The sequence below is a fragment of the Arthrobacter sp. NPDC055138 genome, from assembly GCF_053607305.1.
Map to the genome: position 1 here is coordinate 597,254 of NZ_JBSGTH010000001.1, position 23,512 is coordinate 620,765.

The 23,512-nt window shown below is 66.2% G+C and carries 22 protein-coding genes; 12 read left to right on the plus strand and 10 right to left on the minus strand.

Annotated features, from left to right (window positions below; all coding sequences use genetic code 11):
* Window positions 1–132: 132 nt before the first annotated feature.
* Complete coding sequence (gene kdgD, locus ACWF5H_RS02895) at window positions 133–1,080, minus strand: 5-dehydro-4-deoxyglucarate dehydratase (RefSeq protein WP_452034723.1); 948 nt, start codon at window positions 1,078–1,080, stop codon at window positions 133–135.
* A gap of 153 nt (window positions 1,081–1,233) precedes the next feature.
* A complete protein-coding gene (locus tag ACWF5H_RS02900) occupies window positions 1,234–2,118 on the minus strand; it encodes a LysR family transcriptional regulator (protein ID WP_452034724.1) in 885 nt (294 codons plus the stop codon).
* A 159-nt stretch (window positions 2,119–2,277) separates the two neighbouring features.
* On the opposite strand from ACWF5H_RS02900, the gene ACWF5H_RS02905 reads away from it, so the two are divergent.
* From ACWF5H_RS02905 to ACWF5H_RS02920, 4 genes are all read left to right on the plus strand, one after another.
* Window positions 2,278–3,282 carry a tripartite tricarboxylate transporter substrate binding protein gene (locus tag ACWF5H_RS02905; RefSeq protein ID WP_364652065.1) on the plus strand — a complete coding sequence of 335 codons (1,005 nt, stop codon included), beginning with the start codon at window positions 2,278–2,280 and terminating at the stop codon, window positions 3,280–3,282.
* 48 nt (window positions 3,283–3,330) lie between these two features.
* Window positions 3,331–3,882: a tripartite tricarboxylate transporter TctB family protein gene (locus ACWF5H_RS02910; protein ID WP_452034726.1), complete on the plus strand. Its 552-nt coding sequence runs from the start codon at window positions 3,331–3,333 to the stop codon at window positions 3,880–3,882.
* An 86-nt stretch (window positions 3,883–3,968) separates the two neighbouring features.
* The gene (locus tag ACWF5H_RS02915; protein ID WP_364652063.1) at window positions 3,969–5,495 is read left to right on the plus strand and encodes a tripartite tricarboxylate transporter permease; all 1,527 of its coding nucleotides are present in this window, start codon (window positions 3,969–3,971) and stop codon (window positions 5,493–5,495) included.
* A complete protein-coding gene (locus ACWF5H_RS02920) occupies window positions 5,492–5,887 on the plus strand; it encodes a universal stress protein (protein ID WP_452034728.1) in 396 nt (131 codons plus the stop codon). The genes ACWF5H_RS02915 and ACWF5H_RS02920 overlap by 4 nt, the downstream gene beginning before the upstream one ends.
* Window positions 5,888–5,971: 84 nt before the next feature.
* On the opposite strand, the gene ACWF5H_RS02925 is transcribed toward ACWF5H_RS02920, so the two are convergent.
* From ACWF5H_RS02925 to ACWF5H_RS02940, 4 genes are all read right to left on the minus strand, one after another.
* Window positions 5,972–6,667 carry a FadR/GntR family transcriptional regulator gene (locus ACWF5H_RS02925; protein ID WP_452034729.1) on the minus strand — a complete coding sequence of 232 codons (696 nt, stop codon included), beginning with the start codon at window positions 6,665–6,667 and terminating at the stop codon, window positions 5,972–5,974.
* 82 nt (window positions 6,668–6,749) lie between these two features.
* Complete coding sequence (locus ACWF5H_RS02930; protein WP_452034731.1) at window positions 6,750–7,883, minus strand: L-talarate/galactarate dehydratase; 1,134 nt, start codon at window positions 7,881–7,883, stop codon at window positions 6,750–6,752.
* Between the two features lie 96 nt (window positions 7,884–7,979).
* A complete protein-coding gene (locus ACWF5H_RS02935; protein WP_452034733.1) occupies window positions 7,980–8,777 on the minus strand; it encodes an IclR family transcriptional regulator in 798 nt (265 codons plus the stop codon).
* A gap of 98 nt (window positions 8,778–8,875) precedes the next feature.
* Window positions 8,876–9,862, minus strand: a complete 987-nt coding sequence (locus ACWF5H_RS02940; RefSeq protein ID WP_452034734.1) for a 2-hydroxyacid dehydrogenase — start codon at window positions 9,860–9,862, stop codon at window positions 8,876–8,878.
* Window positions 9,863–10,202: 340 nt separating this feature from the next.
* On the opposite strand from ACWF5H_RS02940, the gene ACWF5H_RS02945 reads away from it, so the two are divergent.
* From ACWF5H_RS02945 to ACWF5H_RS02970, 6 genes are read left to right on the plus strand one after another with little or no spacing between them, the layout of a single operon-like run.
* Window positions 10,203–11,732 (plus strand): ABC transporter substrate-binding protein, encoded by a 1,530-nt coding sequence (locus ACWF5H_RS02945; protein ID WP_452034736.1) that lies wholly within the window; start codon window positions 10,203–10,205, stop codon window positions 11,730–11,732.
* Window positions 11,733–11,771: 39 nt separating this feature from the next.
* Complete coding sequence (locus ACWF5H_RS02950; protein WP_452034737.1) at window positions 11,772–12,788, plus strand: ABC transporter permease; 1,017 nt, start codon at window positions 11,772–11,774, stop codon at window positions 12,786–12,788.
* Between the two features lie 9 nt (window positions 12,789–12,797).
* Entirely contained in the window at window positions 12,798–13,787 is a 990-nt protein-coding gene (locus ACWF5H_RS02955; RefSeq protein WP_452034738.1) for an ABC transporter permease, read from the plus strand.
* A 2-nt stretch (window positions 13,788–13,789) separates the two neighbouring features.
* Window positions 13,790–14,830, plus strand: a complete 1,041-nt coding sequence (locus tag ACWF5H_RS02960; RefSeq protein ID WP_452034740.1) for an ABC transporter ATP-binding protein — start codon at window positions 13,790–13,792, stop codon at window positions 14,828–14,830.
* Window positions 14,827–15,924 (plus strand): ABC transporter ATP-binding protein, encoded by a 1,098-nt coding sequence (locus ACWF5H_RS02965; RefSeq protein WP_452034741.1) that lies wholly within the window; start codon window positions 14,827–14,829, stop codon window positions 15,922–15,924. Before ACWF5H_RS02960 ends, ACWF5H_RS02965 begins: the two co-directional genes overlap by 4 nt.
* The gene (locus ACWF5H_RS02970) at window positions 15,921–16,643 is read left to right on the plus strand and encodes a sulfite exporter TauE/SafE family protein (RefSeq protein ID WP_452034742.1); all 723 of its coding nucleotides are present in this window, start codon (window positions 15,921–15,923) and stop codon (window positions 16,641–16,643) included. Before ACWF5H_RS02965 ends, ACWF5H_RS02970 begins: the two co-directional genes overlap by 4 nt.
* Window positions 16,644–16,691: 48 nt before the next feature.
* Here ACWF5H_RS02970 and ACWF5H_RS02975 read toward each other — a convergent pair whose 3' ends face one another.
* A complete protein-coding gene (locus ACWF5H_RS02975) occupies window positions 16,692–17,717 on the minus strand; it encodes a 2-hydroxyacid dehydrogenase (protein WP_452034743.1) in 1,026 nt (341 codons plus the stop codon).
* Window positions 17,711–19,033, minus strand: coding sequence for a glucarate dehydratase family protein (locus tag ACWF5H_RS02980; RefSeq protein WP_452034744.1), 1,323 nt, complete (start codon window positions 19,031–19,033; stop codon window positions 17,711–17,713). Before ACWF5H_RS02980 ends, ACWF5H_RS02975 begins: the two co-directional genes overlap by 7 nt.
* A 106-nt stretch (window positions 19,034–19,139) precedes the next feature.
* Here ACWF5H_RS02980 and ACWF5H_RS02985 point away from each other — a divergent pair, with 106 nt between their 5' ends.
* Window positions 19,140–20,060: a LysR substrate-binding domain-containing protein gene (locus ACWF5H_RS02985; protein WP_452034745.1), complete on the plus strand. Its 921-nt coding sequence runs from the start codon at window positions 19,140–19,142 to the stop codon at window positions 20,058–20,060.
* On the opposite strand, the gene ACWF5H_RS02990 is transcribed toward ACWF5H_RS02985, so the two are convergent.
* Together ACWF5H_RS02990 and ACWF5H_RS02995 are read right to left on the minus strand one after the other, a co-directional pair.
* Window positions 20,033–20,296: a PLD nuclease N-terminal domain-containing protein gene (locus ACWF5H_RS02990; protein WP_452034746.1), complete on the minus strand. Its 264-nt coding sequence runs from the start codon at window positions 20,294–20,296 to the stop codon at window positions 20,033–20,035. The two genes, ACWF5H_RS02985 and ACWF5H_RS02990, sit on opposite strands and share 28 nt — an antisense overlap.
* Before the next feature lie 159 nt (window positions 20,297–20,455).
* Complete coding sequence (locus tag ACWF5H_RS02995; RefSeq protein ID WP_452034747.1) at window positions 20,456–21,025, minus strand: DUF1697 domain-containing protein; 570 nt, start codon at window positions 21,023–21,025, stop codon at window positions 20,456–20,458.
* A gap of 594 nt (window positions 21,026–21,619) precedes the next feature.
* Here ACWF5H_RS02995 and ACWF5H_RS03000 point away from each other — a divergent pair.
* Window positions 21,620–23,494, plus strand: coding sequence for an Hsp70 family protein (locus ACWF5H_RS03000; protein WP_452034748.1), 1,875 nt, complete (start codon window positions 21,620–21,622; stop codon window positions 23,492–23,494).
* The last annotated feature ends 18 nt before the right edge of the window (window positions 23,495–23,512 follow it).

Below are 23,512 nucleotides of genomic sequence, written 5' to 3' on the forward strand. Positions count from 1 at the left end.
GCTGGTAGGGTTTTTTGGGGGGGGGGGCGTGGGGTTCTCTTTTTTTCTTTTTTTTTTGTGGTGGGTGGTTGGTTGGGGGGGGGGGCAGAAAAGCGCCCCCCCGCCTCGGCCCCCCGCTTCGGGGCATGGAACCTAGGCGTTCTGCAGGACGGTGTCCGCCGGGCGGATGCCGGCGGCGTCAATCAGGGCCGACAGGTCGGCAATGTCCTTCTCGGTCAGATCCTGCAGCGGCGGACGGACCAAGCCACCGTCGCGGCCGATGGCCTTCAAACCGCCCTTGACGATGGAGACACCGTAGCCCTTGACCCGGTCGCGGATGTCCAGGTACGGGAGCACGAAGCGGTTGAGCTTCTCCGTCACGGCATCGCGGTCCTGGTTTCGCACGTCGCGGTAGAAGTCCAGCGCGAACTCCGGCACGAAGTTGTACATGGCGGAGGAGTAGGTGCTCATGCCCAACTGCAGCAGCGGCAGTGCAAATGTCTCCGCCGTCGGCAGGCCGCCCAGGTAGAACAGCCGGTCGCCGTTCTTGGCGTAGACCTTGGTGAGGTGTTCGATGTCGCCCAGGGCGTCCTTGAAACCGATGAAGTTCGCGTGCCGGTCGGCCAGCGCGGCCACGGTGTCCGCGTCGTAGATCGCGTTGGCGCGGTTGTAAACGATGACGCCGACGTTGGTGGCGGCGCAGACGGCGGACACGTGGGCCAGCAGGCCGGCCTGGTCGCATTCGGTCAGGTACGGCGGCAGCAGCAGCAGCCCTTCGGCGCCAGTGGCCTCGGCGTCCTTGGCGTTCTGGATCGCCTGGGCGGTGGAACCACCAGCGGAAGCGAGGACGGGAACCCGGCTACCGGCTTCCTCAACCGCCATGCGGACCACACGGGCCGACTCTGCCGGCGTCAGGCTGAAGCCTTCTCCCGTGCCGCCGGCGGCAAACAGGCCGGCAACGTCGAAGCTGGACTGCCAGTCCAAGTGCTTGCGGTAGGCAGCTTCATCAACGTTCAATTCCGCGTCGAAGGCCGTGACCGGGAAGGACAGCAGCCCGTCCTTGAGCTTGTCTGCGAGTTCTTGGGGCGTGTACTGGGCCACGTGCATCTTCCTTTGCAATGGTGCCGGTAGCGGCGGGGTTGAATGCGTTGGTTCCAGCCTAGGAAGGCGGGATGATGCCTGTCCAAGCCCTCTTTTGTATGGATTGATGCACTAAGAGTATTGCCCGCGCTGGCGGCGTGCTGGGCCCTGCGGCTACGCCGCTTTGGTCCAGACACTGTCAAGCATCCGGCGCAGCGCGGGGTTGTGCGCTGTCCGGTTCCAGATGGCGTGCAGTTCTACCGAGTCCGGTGCCAGTCCCGGCAGATGCAGGTAGCTGACACCGTCGACTCCCAGCAGTTGGGCCGATTCCGGTACGAAGGCGACGCCGCGGCCGGCCGCCACCAGCGCCACCATGGTCAGGATCTGGCTCACCGAATGCACCACGTTGCCGTGTTCGATTGGAATCTGGCGCACCACCAGATCATAAAAATAGCGGGCCTTGATCGGTGAATGCATGATCAGCGGCACGTCTTTTAGGTCGGCCAGGGCCAGTGGTCGCGCCAGTTGGTCCAGCGAGTGCCCGCGGGGAACAGCCAGCATCAGGTTTTCCGAGAACAGCAGGTGCGATTCGAAGAGATCGGTGTCAAACGGCGGTCGGGCGAGACCGAGATCAAGGTCGCCGTCCACGAGGGCTTGAACCTGCTCGCCGGTCACCATCTCCTGGAGGTCCACGTCCACGTCAGGCAGTTCCTCGGCTATTTCGGCAAGCAAGGGCCCCAGCAGGCTGAACGCGGAGGCGGCAGTGAAGCCGATCCGGATTTCCCCGGCTCGTCCGGCAGCTATGCGGCGTGCGCTGCGCGGCGCCCGGTCCGCTGAAACGACCAGTTTCCGCGCCTCGGCAAGAAAGGCGTGCCCGGCAGCGGTCAGCGCCACCTTGCGGTTATCCCGCTCCAGCAGTTCGACGCCGATGCTGCGCTCCAGTTTCTGGATCTGCCGGCTGAGCGGAGGCTGGGTCATGCTCAGCCGCTCGGCGGCTCGGCCGAAATGCAGTTCTTCGGCGACGGCGATGAAGCCGCGGGCTTGGTCGAGGGTAAACATGATGCCTTTCAAGTATCATTCAATGCACTAATGGGCTTGGACATGCATCATAGTCTCTTTCTAAGCTCGATGTCCGAGCCACAGTGACCTGCTTCATATGAACCGCGTCACGGCCACGATCCGTTCGAACAACGCTGTTCATCGAGCAAGGAGCCCGAAGTGAAAGCACTCTCCATCCGCCGGACCGTTCTAGGTCTGACCGCCGCCTCTGCAGCGCTGGCGCTGACTGCCTGCGGCGGCAACGTCGGCGGCAGCACCGCCTCCGAAGGGGGGACCTTCCCCGACGGCCCGATCACCCTGACCGTCGGCCAGGCTCCCGGCGGCTCCACGGACCTGATCGCGCGCACCGCGGCAGAAGGCATGGCGGACGAGCTCGGCGTCGCGGTGCCGGTGGTCAACAAGCCCGGCGCTAACGGAGCCCTCGCGACCCAGGAAGTCGCAGCCATGGAGCCCGACGGACAGAACCTCGTTCTGCTGAATGCCTCGCTGATCACCATTACTCCGCTGGCAGTGTCCGAAGGCGAAGCCGTCACCCTGGACGAAGTGGACGTGATCAAGGGCCTGTCCCAGGACGACTACGTGCTGGTGGCTAGCGCCGACTCCGGCTTTGAAAACCTGGACGACATCAAGAAGAGCTCCAAGAAGCTAACCTTCGGCACCACTGGCGTGGGCACCGGCTCGCAGCTGTCCCAGGCCATCCTGTTCGCCCAGGCCGATATCACGGGCACCGCGGTCCCCTTCGATTCGGGTTCGCCCGCGCTGACCGCTGTTATGGGCAACCAGGTCCAGCTGGCCACCATCCAGCTCGGTGAGGCCAAGCCGCAGATCGACGCCGGCACCGTCAAGCCGATCGTCGTCTTCTCCGACGAGCGCAACACCTTCCTGCCGGACGTCCCCACCGCCATCGAAGAAGGCTACGAGGTTCCGGTATCCCAGTACCGCGCCCTGGCCGCCCCGAAGGGTCTGCCGGAGGACGTGAAGGCGAAGCTTGTCGCATCCGTCGAGGCCGCCCAGGCCACCGACAGCTACAAGGCGTTCAACGAGAAGAACATGCTGACCCCGAAGGAGATCTCCGGCGAGGAAGTCGTCCAGCAGTGGAACGACTTGGCTGCCAAGTACAAGGAGCTCACCGAGAAGTACGACATCTCGCTGGCCGGCGAGTAGCACCACCCACGTAAGGCCGACCGGCCTTCACAGCGAATCGAGTAAACCATGACGCCCCACCGCGAGACGCCAGCAGAAGGCAGCGAGGCGGTCTCCGTCGTCGACGACGACCTGACACCGGAGGAACTGGCAGCCCAATGGGAGGCCGAAGCCCCGCCGCCGGCAGGACCCGTTGCCAACCTCGCATCATCCCTTGTGGTGCTCGCGCTGGGTGTGGCAGGGCTCGTCATGTCCGTCGGCCTGGGGCTGGGAACTCCCTCCCAGCCCAAGCCCGGAATGTGGCCGTTCGTGGTCAGCCTGATCATCGCCGTCCTCGCGCTCGCCCAGCTGATTATTGGGCGACGCGGGGGCCGCGACGGCGAGAAATTCTCCAAGCTGTCCTGGCTGGCGGCCATCGGGTTCGTGACCCTGCTGGTGATGGTGCGGCTCATGCCGATGATCGGTTTCGAGGTCCCGGCACTGCTCCTCTGCTTGATCTGGATGAAGTTCCTCGGTGGGGAAACCTGGCGCGGAGCCATCATCTACTCCCTGCTGGTTGTCGCAGCCTTCTACGGCATCTTCATCCTGGCCTTGGGAACCTCGATTCCCCACCTGTTCTAGCGGGCGGTGCGCTCCCCGCTGTCGGCTATGCCGCCGCCAGGGGACCCTCGCGCTCCACCCTTGCCCACTGATCCAAAGGTCTTAGCATGGATTTCCTGCAACCGGTCATCGACGGCTTCGGCGTCGTCCTTATGCCCTCCAACCTGCTGTACTGCCTGCTGGGCGTCGTCATCGGCATGCTCATTGGCGTGCTGCCGGGCCTCGGTCCGGCCGCGACCATCGCCATCCTGCTGCCGCTGACTTACGGAATCGAGCCAGTCACGGCCATCATCATGTTGGCCGGCATTTTCTACGGCGCGCAATACGGCGGCACCATCACCTCGGTGCTGCTGCGCCTGCCCGGCGAAGCCAGTTCCGTGGTCACCGTCTTCGACGGCTACCAGCTCGCCCGCAAGGGCAAAGCCGGAACGGCCTTGGGCATTGCTGCCATTGGCTCGTTCATCGGCGGCACCGTGGCCATCATCGGACTCACCTTCCTGGCTCCACTGGTGGCCAGCTTCGCGCTGGACTTCGGCCCCCCGGAGTACGCCGCGCTGGCGCTGGTCGGCATCCTGCTGGTGGCCACCATCAGCAACGGCGCCAAGATCAAGGCCCTGATTGCGGCCGCCTTCGGCCTGCTGCTCGCCACCGTGGGACGAGACATCTTCACGGGCGCCGAACGCTTCACCTTCGGCAACCTGAGCCTTGCGGACGGCATTGACTTCGTCCCGGTGGCGATGGGCCTGTTCGGCGTCGGCGAGATTCTCTACAACCTGGAAGAACGCCACCGTGCGGCCCAGGCGCCGGCAACCGTGGCCAACGTGTGGCCGTCCAAGAAGGACCTCAAGCAGTCGGCCGGGGCGATCGGGCGCGGCTCGGTGCTTGGCTTCTTCCTGGGCATTCTGCCCGGCGGCGGCGCCACCATCTCCTCGCTGGCTGCCTACGCGGTGGAGAAGAAGCGCGCCAAGAACCCGGAGCGCTTCGGCAAGGGCGCGGTCGAAGGCGTTGCCGGCCCCGAGACCGCCAACAACGCCGCGGCCACCAGTTCCTTCATCCCCCTGCTGACCTTGGGCATACCAGCCAACGCCACCATGGCCATCATCTTTGGCGCACTGCTCATTCAGGGTGTGACCCCGGGCCCGCAGTTAATGGTCGACAACCCGGACCTGTTCTGGGGCGTGGTCAACTCGATGTACATCGGCAACATCCTGCTGCTGATCATGTCCATCCCGCTGGTCGGCCTGTTCGTCCGCATCCTCCGGGTGCGCGCGGCCATCCTGGCGCCGATTACCGCCCTGATTACCTTGCTGGGCGCGTACACCATCCGCAACTCGATGTTCGATGTGCTGCTGGTGGTCCTGTTCGGCGCCGTCGGCTACCTGATGAAGAAATTCGGCTTCGAGCCTGGACCGCTGGTGCTGGCCTTCGTGCTGGGCGCGCTGCTGGAGTCCAGCCTGCGGCGCTCGCTGCTGGTGCTCGACGGAGACGTCGCCGGATTCATGGGCCGCCCGATCTCCGCCACGCTGCTGGTGGTCTTCGTGCTGGTCGCGGTGTGGCCGATGGTCAAGACCGCAATGGACCGCAGAAAGACTACCCAGACCGCCTCCCTCACCAAATCTAAGGAGAACGCATGAGCATCCTGGTCGGTTATGTACCCACCCCAGTGGGCGAGGCGGCCGTGGCCGCCGGGATCGCGGAAGCAAAGCTCCGCAATGAAGAGTTGCTGATCGTCAACTCCACCCGCGAAGGCGCTTTGGTTGACAAGACAGTCGCCTCCGAGAGCGACATCCTGCGGCTGAAGACAGCGGCCGATGCAGCGGGGGTGATAGCCGAGGTCTTGCGCCCGACGCACCGCGATGATTTGGCCGAGGAGATCCTTGAGTTGGCCCGGGAACGCGAGGTCTCACTGATCGTGATCGGCCTCCGGCAGCGCAGCCAGGTGGGCAAGTTCATCATGGGGTCGCATGCCCAGCGCATCCTGCTGCAGGCCGACCGGCCGGTGCTGGCCGTCAAGGCAGCTGATTAGCTCAGCCACTCCACGCGACAACATCGAAGCGGCAGCAGACCCTTTGTCTGCTGCCGCTCTGCTGTCCACCACGGACCGGGCGGGTCAGTGGCCGGATTCACGCTCCAGCCGGTGCCGCGAGTTGACCAGATGCGTGCGCATGGCGGCGGCTGCGGCCATGGCATCGCCGGACTCGACCGCGGCCAGCACTGCTGCGTGCTCGGCGGCCACCTCGGCCAGGCGGGTGCTTTCCCCCTCGGCAGCACTGGCCTCCAGCCGGTAGCGGGGCATGGCGATCATGGCTGGGCCGAGGGCAGCTATCGCATCCTGCAGGAAGGGGTTGCCGCTGGCCTCGGCAACGGTGCGGTGGAACTCGAAGTCGTGGGCCAGTGCCGCGGCCGGGTTGGCGCCGGAGCGGGAAAAGTCCTCGTTCGCGGCCCTCAGGGACGACACCTGCTGCTCGGTCCGCCGGACGGCGGCCAGTGCCGCGGCTTCGCTCTCCACGCCGGTGCGGAATTCCACCAGAGCCCGCCGGTCCTGCAGTGTGCGCACCGGCCGGGCGGTCCGCGGTCCGTCCGGTTCAACCGGCGGGGTCAGGGCATAGCTGCCGCTGCCGCGCCGGGTATGCACCAGCCCCTCGGCCTGCAGTCGGGTCATGGCTTCGCGCACCACCGTGCGGCTCACGCCGTGTTCGGCGATCAGCGTGTTCTCGCTAGGCAGCTTGTCGCCCGGGGCGATCTCGCCGTCGACAATGCGCCGGCGCAGCTCATCGACCAGGGCGGCCGTCAGGTTGGGTTTCATCGCTCCGGTGGCTTCCTTCGTGAGAGATAGGGGAACGACGGCGGTGCGGGGCACCGCCGTCGTCCTGTGGACCAAGTGCGGCTCAGGCGCGGCCGAACTCCACGCTGTCCGTGGTCCAGGCACGGGCCTGGTCGCTGAAGCTGAAGCCGAGGCCCGGGCGGTCCGGGACGATCATACGGCCGTCGCGGGTCTCGAGACGCTCGTTGAACAGCGGATCGAGCCAGTCGAAATGCTCTACCCACGGCTCGCGCGGGTAGGCGGCGGCCAGGTGCAGGTGGATTTCCATGGCGAAGTGCGGGGCCAGATCCAGCCCGGCCTGATCGGCCAGCGTGGCCAGCCGGAGGAATTGGGTGATGCCGCCGACGCGCGGCGCATCGGGCTGGATGATGTCGCAGGCGCGGGCGGCAATCAGCCGTTCGTGCTCGGCCACCGAGGCCAGCATTTCGCCGGTCGCGATCGGCGTGTCCAGCGCGGCGGCAAGGGCGGCGTGGCCCTCGGCGTCGTAGGCGTCCAGCGGCTCTTCGATCCAGACCAGGTCGAACTGCTCCAGCCGGCGTCCCATCCGCAGCGCCGTGGCGCGGTCCCATTGCTGGTTGGCGTCCACCATCAGCGGCACATCGCCGCCGATGTGCTCGCGGACGGCCGCAACACGGCGCAGGTCCTCGGCAGAGTCGGGCAGGCCGACCTTGATCTTGATGCCGCCAATGCCCTCCTCGATGGAGCGGCTGGCGCGGTCCTTGACCTCGTCGATGGATGCATTCAGGAAGCCGCCGGAGGTGTTATAGGTGCGGACCGAGTCGCGGTGGGCGCCCAGGAACTTGGCCAGCGGCAGTCCGGCCCGCTTGGCCTTGAGGTCGTACAGTGCAACGTCCAGGGCGGCCAAGGCCTGGGTGGCCACGCCGGAGCGGCCCACCGAGGCGCCGGCCCACAGCAGCTTGTTGTACAGCTTGGCGATGTCGTTGGGGTCCTCACCGATCATGGTGTCGGCAACTTCCTTGGCGTGGGCGTACTGGGCCGGCCCGCCGGCGCGCTTTGAGTAGCTAAAGCCCAGTCCCTGGTGGCCCTGTTCGGTGGTGATTTCGGCAAACAGGAAGACAACTTCGGTCATCGGCTTCTGGCGCCCGGTGAAGACCTTGGCGTCGGAAATCGGCGTGGCCAGCGGCAGCGTGGCCGTAGAAAGCTTGACGTGCCGGATGGCATCGGGTGTGTAGGGCATGACGGTCCTTACGCGGGGAGGTGCAGAATAAACTCATCCTACAAGTTGCTAACTTGTTCTACAAGTCCCATGGTTTCCGGGGAGCGTGCCCTTCCTTCAGCCCAGCAAGCCGGCGAGTCCGCCGACGATCTCCTCGGTAACCGCGGCCGTCTCGCGGAGCGCTGCAGCGATGTCGCGTTCCCGCGCCGACCGCAGCTTGGACAGCGGAAGCGATACCGAGAGCGCGTCGACGCCCTCCGGCCCGCAGTCGACGGAGACGGCCACGCAGGCGATGCCCACGGTGTTCTGTTCGCGTTCGACGGCGTAGCCGCGGCGGCGTACGGCGGCCAGTTCGCGGACCAGGGCGGCCTGCGAGGTGATGGTCTTGCCGGTCAGCGAGGTGAGTTCGGCCGGCAGTTGCGACCGCAGCGCAGCGGGGTCCAGCGACGCGAGTGCCGCCTGGCCCAGGGCGGTGGCATGGGCGGGCAGTCTGCGGCCCACGCGTGCGGCGGTGCGTTCTTGGCCGGGTGCCTCCCAGGTGGCCAGGTAGACGATGTGGCCGCCGTCCAGTCGGCCGAAGTTCACGGTTCCGCCCACCTTTTTGCCGAGCAGACCGAGTTGGGGCCGGATGACTTTCAGCAGGGGGTCCGCATCCAGGTAAGTAGTCCCGGCCAGTAGCGCGCGGATGCCGATGCTGTAGGTGGTCCGGGAAGGGTCAGTGCGGACCCATCCGGCGTCGATCAGGGTCCGGAGCAGTGCGTAGATGCTGCTCCGCGGGGCAGCCAAGACAGAGCAGAGCTCCCGGATGGTGACGGGTGCATTGCCGCGGGCCGCGAGCACTTCGAGGATGTCGATGGTGCGGGCCGCGGATTTTACTTCCCGCACTCCGGATGGATGGTCGGCCGGATCCGCCATGGCGCCCCTTTCCCACTGTCTGAGCCCATCCTAGGCGGCGGCGGCAGCCGGTGACGGCAGCGCCCGGAGCCCGAACGGCGGTCCGGGCGCTGCCGGGCTCAACTCACCGGGGTGACCAGCGAAGCATCGCGCAGGTAGCTGCGTAGATTCTCCAGTGTCAGGGCCGCCATGTCGGCGCGGGTCTCGTGGGTTCCGCTGCCGACGTGGGGGAGCAGGACAACGTTCTCCAGTTCCATCAGCTCGGCGGGGACATGAGGCTCGGAGGCAAAGACATCCAGCCCGGCACCGGCCAAGCGGCCCTCCGTCAAGGCGGAGACCAGGGCTGCTTCGTCCACCACCGAGCCGCGGGCGATGTTGACCAGGTAGCCCTCCGGGCCGAGCTTGGCCAGCACATCGGTGTCCACCAGGTTGGCCGTCTCCGGGCCTCCGGCTGCGGCGATAACCAACACGTCCACGGCCTCGGCCAGCTCGGCCGGCGAGGCCTGGTAGGTGTAGCCGGAGCCTTCGACAGGGCGGCGGTTGTGGTAATGGATTTCGCAACCGAAGGCCTCCAGCCGCTTGGCGATGGCCTTGCCGATCCGGCCGAGGCCGACGACGCCGACCTTTTTGCCGGAAGCGCGGGTGGTCAGCGGGTAGGACGGGGTGGACTCCCACTCGCCGCGGCGGACGAATCTGTCGGCTGCGGTGGTCCGGCGCAGTACATCCAGATAGAGGGCCAGGGCGGTGTCGGCCACACAGTCGGTGAGCACATCAGGGGTGTTGCTGACCGGGATGTTGCGGTCGTTCGCCTGCGCGACGTCGGTCGCATCGTAACCCACACCGAAGTTGACGATCGCCTCGAGATTCGGCAGCTGGCGCATCAGTTCAGTGTCCACGCCGATCCGGCCGGAGCAGACCGCTACCCGGATTCCGGCGGCGTGCCGCTGCAGGAATGCTGTGCGCTCGGGGCCATCCGGAAGCCGCACGGCTCCGAACTCGTCGGCCAGCGCAGCGGCCACGGTGGGATTCACCGGTCCGACCTGGAGGATCTGCTCGCCGCCGATAACGGTATGGTTCTCGGCCTGCGCCGCTGTTTGGGTACTCATGTCAAGAACAGTAAGAAACCCAGTGATTCACGTCCAACACACAGATTGCATTGATCAATACCCCTGTGGCATGGATTCAAATTCGCCGCGGAGCGCCGCGGATTTCGGCGCTCCGCGGGCCACCTTCCGCAGCAGTTACGGGTGCGACGCAAAAGTCTGCCCTTGACGTACGGTGATCGCGCTCACAAAGCTGTTGCATACCCATCCAACCGCCGGCTTCATATGTAGACGAGCCCGGCACCAATCTTTCGCTCCTTCGGAGGAAACAATGACGTTTGAATCCCCTACCAGATCGTCTGGAACGACTGGTACGACCAAGCGCCGTCGCCTGAGTCTGGCCGTGGCAACTGCAGCGGTCGGCGGCACCATGGTGCTCAGCGGCTGCTCGGTGGCCAACTCGGAGAACGCAGCCGGCGGAGCCACCGGCGCGGCTTCGGAAACCCTCCGCGTCGTGCTCCAGCAGGAACCGCCCACGCTGGAACCCTGTGAATCGAACCTGACGAGCACCGGCGTCGTCGACCGCTCCACCATCACCGAACCTCTCGTCGAGCGCAACCCGTCCACGGGTGAACTCGAGCCCAAGCTCGCCACCGAGTGGAGCTCGGAAGACGACACCGTGTGGACGTTCAAGCTCCGCGAGGGCGTGACCTTCCACGACGGCAGTGACTTCACCGCAGAGGACGCCGCCCACACCATCGAGCGCGCGGTCAACTCCAAGCTGGGCTGCAACGTTGAGGGCTACGTCTTCGGCGACGAGGACCTCGGCGTCGAGGTGGTCGATGAAACCACGCTGAAGGTGACCGCTGCTGCTGCTGACCCGATCCTGCCGCTGCGTCTGTCCTTCCTGGAAGTTGTCCCGAGCGAGACCTCGGACGCCGAGAAGGTCCGCGAACCGATCGGCACCGGCCCCTACCAGCTGGACGAGTGGCAGGCCGGCCAGAAGATCACCGTCTCCGCCTATGACGGTTACTGGGGCGAGAAGCCGGCCTACGCGGCTGCCGAGTACCAGTGGCGTTCCGAAGGCAGCGTCCGCGCCGCCATGGTCACCTCCGGCGAGGCCGACATTGCGATGGGCCTGAGCCCCGAGGACAACATCGGCGATCTGGGCGTGCCGTACCCGAACAACGAGACCGTGGCGCTGCGCATGCACAACGACAAGGCTCCGTTCACCGACATCCGGGTGCGCGAGGCGGTCAACTACGCCATCGATAAGGAAGGCATCGTTTCCAGCCTGTACGGCGGCCGCGACCAGGTGGCAGCACAGTTGGTGCCGGAAGGAGTCGTTGGCCACAACGCAGCCCTCAAGGGCTGGTCGTACGATCCGGAGAAGGCCAAGTCTTTGGTTGCCGAGGCCAAGGCCGACGGAGTCGATACCAGCGCCCAGATCAGCCTGATTGTCCGTACTGCCCAGTTCCCGAAGATCGAGGAACTGGGCCAGGTGATTCAGGAACAGCTCACCCAAGCCGGCCTGAACGTCAAGCTGAAAATGATGGAAACCAGCCAGCACCTGCAGTATCAGGTACGCCCCTTCGTCGAGGACGACGGCGCGATCTTGCACATGACCCAGCACGGCAACCAGGCCGGCGACGCCGCCTTCACGGTGGACCAGTACATGTTGACCGACGGCGCGCAGAGCGCCTTTGGCACTCCCGAGCTGGACAAGCTGATTAAAGAGGCAGACGCGGCAACTGGCCCCGACCGGCAGGCTGCGTTTGAAAAGGTCTTCACGGCCCAGAACGAGGACGTAGTGCAGTTCGCCCACATCGCGCACCAGACCGGCATGATCGGCAAGGCCGCGACGGTGAATTATGAGCCGAACTCGTCCAGCGGTGACGAGCTGCGCTTGGCCGAGATCACCCCCGCCCAGTAGTCCTCGCGGCTACCGGAGTTTGAGAAGGAGAGGGAAGCTGTGCTGACCTATCTACGGAAACGGATCATTTCCAGTGCCTTGCCGCTGGTGGTCGTGGTCATCGGAGTCTTCGCCCTGGCGAGGCTGACCGGCAATCCGGCCAGTCTGTACCTGCCGCTGAATGCCACCGAGCAGATGCGCGCGGATTTTGCCGCCCGGAACGGACTGGACCAGCCGTTGCTGGCGCAGATGGCGGACTACTTCGGCGGCGTCCTGCAACTGGACTTCGGCACTTCCCTCAGGACGGGGGAGTCCGCGGCAGCCATGGCGCTGCGGGCTTTCCCGGCCACCCTTCAACTGGCGGCCACCACCATGGTGATCGCCATCGTCCTGGCAGTGCTGGTGGGCAGCTGGGCCGCGCTGAAGCCCAACGGCATCGCCGACCGGATTGCCAGCTTCGTCTCCATGGCGGCTGCTTCCATTCCCGATTTCTGGCTTGCCATTGTGGGCATCTGGGTCTTCGCGATCACCCTGGGCTGGGTCCCGACCTCCGGCGTCGCCGGTGCGGAGGCTTGGGTGCTGCCGATCGCCACGCTGGTGATGCGACCGTTCGGTGCGCTGGTCCAGGTGGTGCGCGGCGCGATGGTCTCGGCTTTGTCTGAGCCGTATATCAAGTTGGCCCGCAGCAAAGGGGCCTCGCAGACACGCGTGGTCACTCGGCACGCGCTCCGCAACGCGGCGGCACCGGCCCTGACGGTGGCCGGTGACCTGACCGTCGGCCTGATCAACGGTGCCGTGGTGGTGGAGACAATCTTTGGCTGGCCCGGCATCGGCAAGCTGATGATCGATTCGATCCTGCAGCGGGACTTCGCCGTCCTGCAGGCAGCCGTCCTGCTGACCGCCATCGCGATCTTCGTACTGAACATCCTGATTGACCTGGCCTATGCCCTGCTGGACCCGCGGGTCCGCCCGGCCAGCGTCGGTGCGCGGCGGCGGAAGAAGGCCCCGGCCAGGCCCGCCGCCCCCGCGGAAGCCGAACCTGCTGAATCCACCCCTGCCGCTCCGGTCCAGGTCTAGGAGGACACCATGAGCGAAACCACGCGCACAGAAGCCGTGCCCGGCGCCGGAGACCGGCGGCAGTCCAAGGGTAAGGCGTCCGCCAAATCCAACAACCCCAGCATGCTGCGCATGCTGCTCCGCGACAAGTTCGCCAGCACGGGAGCTGCGATCCTGCTGATCGTGCTCGCCACGGCGGTGTTCGGCCCGCTGCTGATGGGCGAGCTGGCCACGAAACAGAACCTGATGTTCGCCAACAAGCCCCCGTTCGACCCGGCCAATGGCTGGGAGTATTTCCTGGGCTCCGATTCACTGGGCCGCTCCGTGTTGGCCCGCCTGGTCGTGGCAACCCGGACCACCTTGCTGGTAGCCATTCCGGCGGTGGCGGCGGCGCTGCTGATCGGTTCACTCTGGGGTGTGTGGGCCGGCTATCACCGCGGCTGGCGGGAAAACGTTTCCATGCGGGTGGCCGATGTGATCATGAGCTTCCCCTCGCTGCTGCTGGCCGTCGTCGTGCTGTACGTCTTCAGCCCCTCGATCGCCAACATTGTGCTGATCCTGGCGCTGACCCGCATCCCGATCTACCTCAGAACCGCGCGGGCCGAGTCCGCCGAGCTGCAAAGCCGCACGTTCGTAGACGCCGCACGCACCTTTGGCTCCACCCCGAACGCCATCATCCGGCGGCACGTGATTCCGGTGGTCGCGCCGACCCTGCTGACGCTGGCCACGCTGGAGTTCTGCTACGTGATGCTGGCCGAGTCGTCGCTGTCCTTCCTGGGCATCGGCATCCAGCCGCCGGACATCAGCTGGGGCCTGCTGGTGGCCCAGGGACGGCAGTACCTGCAGACCGCCTGGTGGCTGTCCATCTTCCCGGGCGTTGCCATCGTGATTACCGCCATCGCCGCGAACATGCTGGCCGCCTGGCTGCGCATCGCCACCGATCCGAGTCAGCGCTGGCGGCTGACGCTGCCGGGCCGCAAGAAGTTCATTACCCGTATTTCTGCCAAGGAGTCCAAGTGACCATGACGGCAACCACTGATGCCACGCGTTCCGACGACGCCCATCCGGTAGTCCTGCGGGTCGACGGACTCAACGTCGATATCCGCACTCCGCTGGGCACGGTGCGGGCCGTCAGCCAGGCCGGTTTCGAGGCGCGGGCCGGCCAGACCCTGGCGCTGCTGGGCGAATCCGGCTGCGGCAAGTCGATGACGGCCAAGGCCATTGCCGGGCTGCTGGATCCGGTGGCGCACGTGGCCGGCGGCTCGATGGAGCTAGAAGGCAAGGAACTGGCCGGCATGGGCGCCAAGCAGCGGCGCAAGATCGCCGGTGCGGAACTGGGCATCGTGTTCCAGGACGCCTTGACCGCGCTGAACCCGGTCTACCCGGTGGGTGTGCAGATCGGCGAGGCGTTCCGGATCCACCGGGGCCTCTCCGCCGCCGATGCCCGCAAGGAAGCCGTCGCGCTGATGGACCGGGTGGGCATCCCCCATCCGGAGTCCCGGGTGGATGCCTTCCCGCACCAGTTCTCCGGCGGCATGCGGCAGCGCATCCTGATTGCCATGGCGGTGGCCCTGGGCCCGCGCCTGCTGATCGCGGACGAGCCGACCACCGCTCTGGACGTGACTGTGCAGGCCCAGATCATGGACCTGTTGCGCCGGCTGCGCGAGGAGGAAGACATGGCGGTGGTGCTGATCACGCACGACCTCGCCGTCGTCGCAGAAGAAGCCGACACGGTCTGCGTGATGTATGCCGGCACGGTGGCCGAATCCGGACCCGTGGCCGAGGTATTCGCCAGCCCCCGTCACCCCTATACCAAAGGCCTGCTGGAGTCCGTCCCGGCCCAGGCCGAACGCGGGGCGACGTTGGCCTCGATCCCGGGCAGTCCGCCTGAACTGAAGAACATCCCCTCCGGCTGCGTCTACCAAGACCGCTGCCCGCTGGCGCAGGAACTCTGCCGCGCCGAGCGGCCGGCCCTACGCGAGACCGCCCCCGGTCGCTACGCAGCCTGCCACTTTTCCGACCTTCTCGAAGCCGAGACATCCCTCCAGGAGACCCAGTCATGACCGCACAGCTCGATCGTGTGCAGGAGGCCGGGACCGCGGCCCTCGAGGTCCGCGACGTCACCAAGACCTTTCACGTGGCCCGCAGCGGCTCCGGCAGCAACCAGCTGCGCGCCCTTGACGGCATTAACCTCTCGGTAGGACGTGGGGAAACCCTGGGCCTGGTGGGTGAGTCCGGCTGCGGAAAATCCACCCTGGCCCGCACCCTGATGCTGCTGGAAAAGCCAGACTCCGGCACCGTGACCTTCGAAGGCAAGGATCCCTTCAGCCTGCGCGGTAAGGAACTCATGGCCTGGCGCCGCCGCGTACAGATGGTGTTCCAGGACCCGTTCGCTTCGCTGAACGCCCGGATGACTGCCGGCGAAATCATCGCCGAACCCTGGGCCACCCACCGCGGACTCTTCCGCAGCGGACGCGAACGCGAAGCCCGGCTGCACGAACTGCTGGAGTTGGTGGGTCTGCGCGCCTCGGACGCAAAGAAATCGCCGCAGGAATTCTCCGGCGGGCAGCGCCAGCGCATCGGCATCGCCAGGGCCCTGGCGCTGAACCCGGAACTGATCATCCTGGACGAGCCGGTCTCCGCCCTGGACCTCTCCGTGCAGGCCCAGGTGCTCAATCTGCTCAACGAACTGCAGGAGAAACTGGGCGTCAGCTACATCTTTATCTCGCACGATCTGTCAGTGGTCCGCCACGTCACCGACCGCGTGGCCGTGATGTACCTGGGCCGGATCATCGAAACCGGCACCACCGAGGACGTCTTCGAACGTCCGCTGCACCCCTACACCGCAGCGCTCATGTCCGCGTCGCCGAAGCTGGACCCGGCCGAGCGCCCCGCCGAACGGATCGTGCTGCGCGGCGAACTGCCTTCTCCACTGGACCCGCCGTCGGGCTGCCGCTTCCGGACCCGCTGCTGGAAAGCGCAGGACATCTGTGCGCGGCAGGCACCGCCCGCGCAGACAGCTGAACAAAACGGCCTGGTCCAGCTTGGCGTTCCGCAGGTACGCCGGGCAGCAGCACCGGCCCACGCCGCCGAATGCCACTTCCCGCTGACCGACGCCGCCGAAGCCGGCCTCCAGTCGGCCACGGTTGGGGAGTGAACCCCGCCGATTATCTGATTCTGGCGGTGGCGGTCTGCGCCGCCACCGCCCTGCAAGGATCCATCGGGTTCGGTGCCGGACTAGTGGCCGCCCCGGTGATTGCCTTGGTGGCGCCGGAACTTCTGCCGGCGCTGGTGGTGATGCTGGCCTGCCTGGTCACCCTGTTGGTGACCGTCCGCGAACGCGCCCATCTGGACCTCAAGGGTGCCGGCTGGGCGCTGGCCGGACGGATCCCGGGCAGCGTCCTGGGCGCGTGGCTGGCCGTGGCGATGTCTACCTCGGCGCTCTCCTGGCTGGTGGCCGGCTGTGTCCTGGTCGGAGTCGGCTCGGCGTTCCTAGGCTGGCGGCCGGTCCCGAACCGGACAAATCTGGTGGCTGCCGGCGGTCTCTCCGGGGTGATGGGAACCGCGACGGCGATCGGCGGCGCTCCGATGGCCATTGTCTGGCAAGGCCAACCGCCCGCGCGTCTGCGCGGCACCATGAGCGCGTTTTTTCTGGTCGGCTCCGTCGTTTCGGTGAGCCTGCTGGCGGCAGCCGGCGCCGTCACCAGCGGGACCGTCTCGGCCTTCCTCTGGCTGGCGCCGGTGGTGCTGGTTGGTTTCGTGTTGTCGCGCTGGCTCAACCGTTACCTGGATGCGCGGCGGCTGCGCTTGGTTGCCCTGATCGCCTCGGCCGGCGGGGCCGTCCTGCTGATCATCCGGTTGGTCTTCGCCGTCTAGGCGTTGGCCGGTCGCCGGAGACAGCCGGGCCTCAGCCAGCGCTTCCGGTCAGCGCACCTGGTTCCGCACCGGCTCTCCCGCGGCGACGCGGTTGACATTCCCCGCAATATCGTCGGCCCGCAGTTCGAACGTGGAACGTGCATGACCGGAGTAGTGCGGCGTCAGCACCACATTTGGCAGTTCGCTGAACGGGAAGTCGGCCGGCGGCGTGCGTCCCGCTTCCGGCGCACCCCACCAGACGTCGATGGCTGCGCCGCCGATCTGCTGGTCCACCAGTGCCCGATAAAGGGCTGCCTGATCCACCACCGGCCCGCGCGCCACATTGACCAGCACGGCATCCTGCCGCATGGCGGCGAACTCGGCGGGACCGATCAGGCCGACGGTGGCGTCGTTGAGCGGAACGGTGACCACCACGACGTCGGACTCTGCCAGCAACCGGGGAAGGTCGCCGACGCCGCCCACCCAGCGCGGTAGGGCACCCTTTGAGAGCGGGACATCCGGCCGGTTCCGCACGGCCACCACATCCATGCCGAGTGCGGCTGCCAGCCGAGCGGTTTCGCGGCCGATGCCGCCAAAGCCCACCACCCCCAACGTCATGCTGTCCAGCGTGCGGTGCAGCGGGACGGCGTCGTCGGTCGCAATGGTCCGCCACACGCCAGCGCGCAGTTCGCCGCTGACGGCGGGAAGCCGACGGGTTAGGGCCAGAATGGACATCAGCACATGCTCGGCAATGGGCCGCTCATGATGAAAGGTGTTGGCAACCACCACGGCGGGCCGCAGCGCGGCCACCGCCACCCGGTCCAGGCCGGCGCCGGTCACCTGTACCAGACGGGCGTTGCAGGCGGTTGCCTCCTTCGCGTCCATCCGTGCGCACACCACGACGTCGGCGCCCGCGAGGGCACGCGACCTCACCTCAGGCGGCGCGTCGGCCAGGAAGCGCCATCGGTGCCGGGGCGCGCCAGCCAGGAGGCGTTCGGAGAAGCGGGAAATGATCGGATCGGTGACGACCACGTCCAGCACGGCCGGATCCGCGGGCGCCGGGACGCCTGGCGTGGCGGCTTCGGCGGTTACCACCGCGGACTCTTGAGCTCGTAGCCGGGGAGGATCCGCCGCATATAGCCGGTGTCGTCGCGTTCGGTGATGCCGCTGGCCAAATACTGCAGGTGCAATCGTTCCAGCGCTTCAGGATCCAGTTCCACACCAAGACCGGGCGCCGTGGGGACGGTCACCGTGCCGTTGCTGAATGCCAAGGCACCGGGAAGCACAATGTCCTCGTCCGCGCGCTTCCATGGCCAGTGGGTATCGCACGCGTAGTCCAGGTTGGCGGTGGCCGAGGCCAGATGGACCATGGCGGCCAGGCTGATGCCCAGATGGGAGTTGGAGTGCATGGACAGGGCCAGACCGAACGTTTCGGCGATGCCGGCCAGGGTCTGCGACCGGCGCAACCCGCCCCAGAAGTGGTGGTCGGAGAGCACCACGTCCACGGCTCCGGCAGCCACCGCCGGCGGGAGGTCGTTGAAGCTGACCACGCACATGTTGGTGGCCAGGGGCAGCGGCACCTGGCGGCGGACTTCGGCCATGCCCTCGATCCCGGGTGTGGGGTCCTCCAGATACTCAACGATTCCCTCGAGTCGGCGGCCAATACGGATGGAGGTTTCAACAGTCCACGCGGCATTGGGATCGATCCGCAGCGGGAGGTCGGGGAACTCCGCGCGCAGGGCTTCGATGGCGGCAGCCTCGGCGTCGGGCTCGAAAACGCCGCCCTTGAGCTTGAGGGCCGTGAAGCCGTAGGTCTCAACCATGCGCCGCGCCTGGGCCACGATGCCCTCGGGATCCAGCGCCGCGCCCCACTCGTCGTCGGCCAGCCCGGGGTGGCCCGCCCACTTGTAGAACAGGTAGCCGCTGAACGGTACAGCGTCGCGGACCGCGCCGCCCAGCAGCGCGCTGACCGGCAAGCCGAGCAGCTTGCCCTGAATATCGAGGGCCGCCACATCGAACGGCGAGAACACGCGGTCCGCCGTCGAGGAGCCGGTGACCATACCGCTCATCCCATGGCCGCCCCGAGTGCTGTCGGCGGTCAATGCACGGGCAACGCGGGCGCGCAGGTCGTTGATGTTAAACGGGTCGGCGCCGGTGATGGCGTTGGCGGCCATCCGGAGGCGCGCCAGATGGGCTGCATCCCCGTAGGTCTCGCCCAGCCCGGTGATGCCCGCGTCCGTGTGGAGTTGCACGATCGCCCGGAGCGCATATGGTTCGTGGACGCCCACAGTATTCAGCAGCGGCGGATCGGCAAAGGCCACCGGCGTGATGGTGACCCCTGTGACGGAGGTCTGACCGATCGGTGAGGCGCTGTCGTCGTGGAGGCCCTGGGATTCGAAGACGGTGGACATCGCAGTCCTTTCTGGCGGCTGGGAGAGTGACTCCCTTCACGCTAAGGGCCGCGATCCATGCCTGTCCAAGCTAAGATATGCACGAAACCATGCAAGGAGTGTATTGATGTTTTCGCTAATCCAGCTGGAGTCATTTGTGGCCGTGGCGGAGGAACTGCACTTTGGTGCGGCCGCGGCGCGGCTCAACATGACGCAGCCACCGCTGAGCCGCCAGATCCAGCTGCTGGAACGCGAACTCGATGCCCAATTGTTTGAACGGAGCAGCCGGAAGGTCGAGCTGACGGCAGCCGGCAAGGTGCTGCTGCCCAGTGCGCGCCGGATCTTGGACCTGTGCACGAAGACGTCGCTGGATGTGCGTCGGGTGGCCACCGGCGATGCCGGTTCCATTGTCATCGGCTACACGGCGATAGCCGGACAGGCGGCCTTGCCGGGGATCCTCCGCAAAGCCGGTGAACGGATCGCAGGAGTGTCCCTGGTCCTACGCGAAGCGGTCTCGGTCGACCAGCTGGAAGCGCTCTCCCGGGGGTCAATCGATATCGGTTTGCTGCGGCCCATCGTCGCCCGCCCGGGAGTGGTCACGCGGCCGTTCATGGAGGACCGGCTGGTAGTTGCCCTGCCTGAGGGGCACGAGCTGGCGACCGGAAACGGGGTATTCCTCAAGCAGTTGGACGGGCTGCCACTGATGATGTATTCAACTGCCGAAGCCCGTTATTTCCACGATCTGGTGATGCGGCTCTATGAAAGCGCTGGGGTACAAGCGAACATCACCCAGTTCGCCAGCCAGGCACCTGCATTGTTGGCCTTCGTGGCCGCCGGGCTGGGGGTGACACTGGTGCCGGGCTCATCCATGGACTTCGCACCACCCGGCGTTAGCTTCGAAGAATTGCGGGGGCATTCCGGGCTCGCCGACCTCAATCGGGCTGACCTGCACGTGGCCTGGAGCGAGGCCACCGCGAACCCGGCGGTGATTCGCTTGCTGGAGCTGATCTTGGACGACTCTCAGGGGGCCACTGGCCCGGTGGCATGATTTGCGGGAGTGATGTCCGGCCGGGGGACAGCGGCGGCCGCCCAGCGCGATGCGGTCAGGAACCAGACCAACGGGCCGAGAAGTGGCAGTGCCAGCACCACCAGGGACCAGCCCGACTTGGCGGTGCGCTGCCGGTTGCTCCGCCAAATGCTGACAAGCGCTCCGGCGGCCAGGAGAAGGGCAAACGGGCCGGCACAGACGAGTGCCGATATCCACGTGACTGAGTCGAACAGCAAAGGACCCCCCTCCCTGAATAGCCATAGAGCCGGCTGCGCCGGTTCATGGACTGCCAGTTACGAGTCTAGAATCGCCTCCATGCTGCGGGCTATCCTCCGTGAGGATGAATTTCCGCTCTGGTCCTCTCCGCCCGTGGTGGGAGGTGCCGTCGGCGACCTTTAGCGCAGAGGCGGAAACTTGGCCAGCACCTTGTGCATGGTGTTGAGGTTCCTGGTGGTGGTCAGCGGCTTGTACTTCGCCTTCGCTAGGTGCTTGGAAAGTTTGGACTCCAACGTGCTGCCTTTGGGGACTTCCCAGTACAAGACGTCACCGCCAGCAGCCGCACGCTCTTCGGGTGAAAGGCCGGGGCAGTCCTCTAGCAGCTGTCTCACTACGTCTTGGCCGGTGGTCAGCACCGCGTAGGCATGCCGGGGGACTCCGTCGTTGGCCGGCGTGAAAGGGTAGCCATCGATGATGCCAGCTACCTGTTCCCTGCTCTTGACAATCACCCAGGCGTCGTAGCCGAAGGCTGCACGCAGGGTGGCCTGGACGCTTTCCTTGACGGCTGCCGGATCATCCGTCTCGGCACGGAGTACTACGTTCCCCGATGCCAGGACTGTCTGCACTTCCGAGAAGCCGGATCCGGCGAGGGCCTGGCTCAAATCCTTCATGGCAATCCGAATTCCGCCGACGTTGATGCCCCGCAGGAAGACCGCAAAGGTGTCCGAGGGCCGGGTTGTGACAGACATATTTTTATTCTCTCCCGAGCGTCGATGACGGGTCGGTTTTACGTTGTATGCAGCAGGTGTAATCGGTTGACCTGCGGGCCGGTGCGCAGTTGGAACCCACTAGATGCAAAGAGCGGCATATGTAGCAAAGGGGCATTGCAATGGCAGCAAAGTCAGTGGGGTCTGCGGTAACCATTCACCGTATTCGGAGTGAACCATTAACCAAATATGGAAGGAGCGGATCCGGCGCTCCGGCCTGAAATTTTCCCTTGTTTTAGCTCTGAAGCCCTCCTACGCTGATCTGTGTTGGAGCGGCATCGCGCAGATGCCGAAGTCACTTTTGGGGGCGCGCGGCTGACAGTTGAGGGTGTCATTCGGAGTGACTGCCTATCGATTCGGACCGGCCTCGGGGGAAGCAGAGCGGGGCTCTGGAAACAGGTATGAAGAGCGGTGGGGGACGTTCCTCGCTGGACGTCCAATGGGGGATTCATGGCCTATGTACTGAGTGTCGATGTCGGCACAAGTTTCACGGCAGCAGCGACTGTCCGATATGGGGAAGGGGATCTTGACGCTCAGCAGCCACAGGCCGTTGGCTTGGGGTCACGGGCGGCAGCCGTGCCGTCAGTCATCTATCTAGGCGATGACGGTACCGTCCTGGTTGGTGAGGCCGCCGAAAGGCGGGGAACCAGCTCCCCTGAGCGGGTGGTTCGAGAGTTCAAGCGCCGGATCGGCGATTCTGTGCCGATCATGGTGGGCGAGTTTTTCGTTACCGCCGAGAGTATTTTTGCCACCATCGTCCGGTGGGTCGTCGACCGGACACAGGAACGCGAGGGCGAACCCCCGGAGGGCGTGGCGGTCTCCCATCCGGCCAGCTGGGGTGACTACAAGACGGGGCTGATCCGGGACGCCTTGGCCGCCGTCGGACTGGCTGACGTGGTGCTGCTGAGCGAGCCTGAAGCTGCCGCCTTGCACTACGCCTCGCAGACAAGGGTGCCGGCCGGAAGTCTGATCGCGGTCTACGACTTCGGCGGCGGCACCTTTGATGCTGCCGTTTTGCGCAAGGACGATGCCTCCTCGTTCGCACTGCTGGGCAGGCCCGAAGGGCTGGAGCGGGTGGGCGGAGCGGATGTGGATGATCTTGTCTTTTCCCACGTGGCCGCAAGCCTGGACGGCGGACTCAGCGGTGCAGATCTGAGCGCCCCGCAGACACGGGTGGCACTGGAGCGAATCAGGCGCGAGTGCGTCGAAGCCAAGGAAGCGCTCTCGGCGGACTCCGAGGCGACGATCCCCGTTTTGCTGCCGCACGTGCAGACTGGAATCCGCCTGGTGCGGACAGAATTCGAAGGCCTGGTCGGGCCTCTGGTGCATGACACCATCGGTTCCCTGGCCCGGGCACTGGAGGCGGCGGACGTCACCGCCGCCGAACTGACCGCGGTTCTGCTGACTGGTGGCTCGTCACGGATCCCGCTGGTCGCTCAAATGCTGTCCGCCGAGTTAGGGCGTCCCATCGCCGTAGACGCGGATCCGAAGGCATCTATCAGTCTGGGCGCCGCCTACTTCGTGGCACGAAACCGTCTGGCTCTGGCTAACCAGCACGCTAAGGTCCAGGAGCACAGTGCGGAGGCGGCAGCAGCCAGGACGAATTTGGCGGACGAACGGAAGGGGCCGTCCTTCGGTCTTCCTGCCGACGCCGCATCGGCGACCGACGGCGTGGAGGACTCCCGGAAGCCAGCCTTCGCGATGCGCGCAGCAGCTGTGACACTGGCGGTGGCCACCCTGACGGCATTGACCGCAACGGCCGCTCAAAGTCCCCAAGATTTTGGTCTGTTCGGCTCCTTGCCGGGCATGGCCCAGGGCAGTGCCGCGGAACGAAACAGCTACATACCCGGAGGTTTGCCGCAGCAGAGCCAAGGCGCCGGGCCGGCAAACTCCGTGCTGGCCGACGAGGCACCCCCGCCCGGTATGAGTCCTGTTGTTTCGTGGGACAACCCGGATGCCGACAAGGCCGGCCGGAGCGCCGAGGACACGCCCAAGTCCGGAACCTCCGGGAACGCCCCGGAGGATAAGGCGGCGCGAACATCAACGACGTCGCCGAACGGAACACCGGGGACGGCTCCGGGCGGCACGCCCACCACGGGTACCGGCAGCACAGCGCCTGGCAGCCCCGGCACGGCATCCGATTCGGGCACCAACAGCGGCACCGGCACTTCTGCTCCCGCACAGCCTGGAACTCCGGCGCCGACCCAACCACCACAGCCGAGTCCGGCGCCGCCACCGACCAATCCCACGCCGGCCCCGGTTGTTACTCCTGAGCCGACAACCGAACCAGAACCTGTGCCGGCGGAGACAACCTCCGCGCCGGAGCCGACGCCGTCAGAAACGGCCGCCGTCGATGCTCCGCCAGCCGACGCCCCGACAGCACCGGCTTCGACCGAGACCGAACAACCGTCTGCTCCAGCCGACGAGTCGACTCCCTCGGTGCCGGCATGACGGCTGCGAGGACCGTCC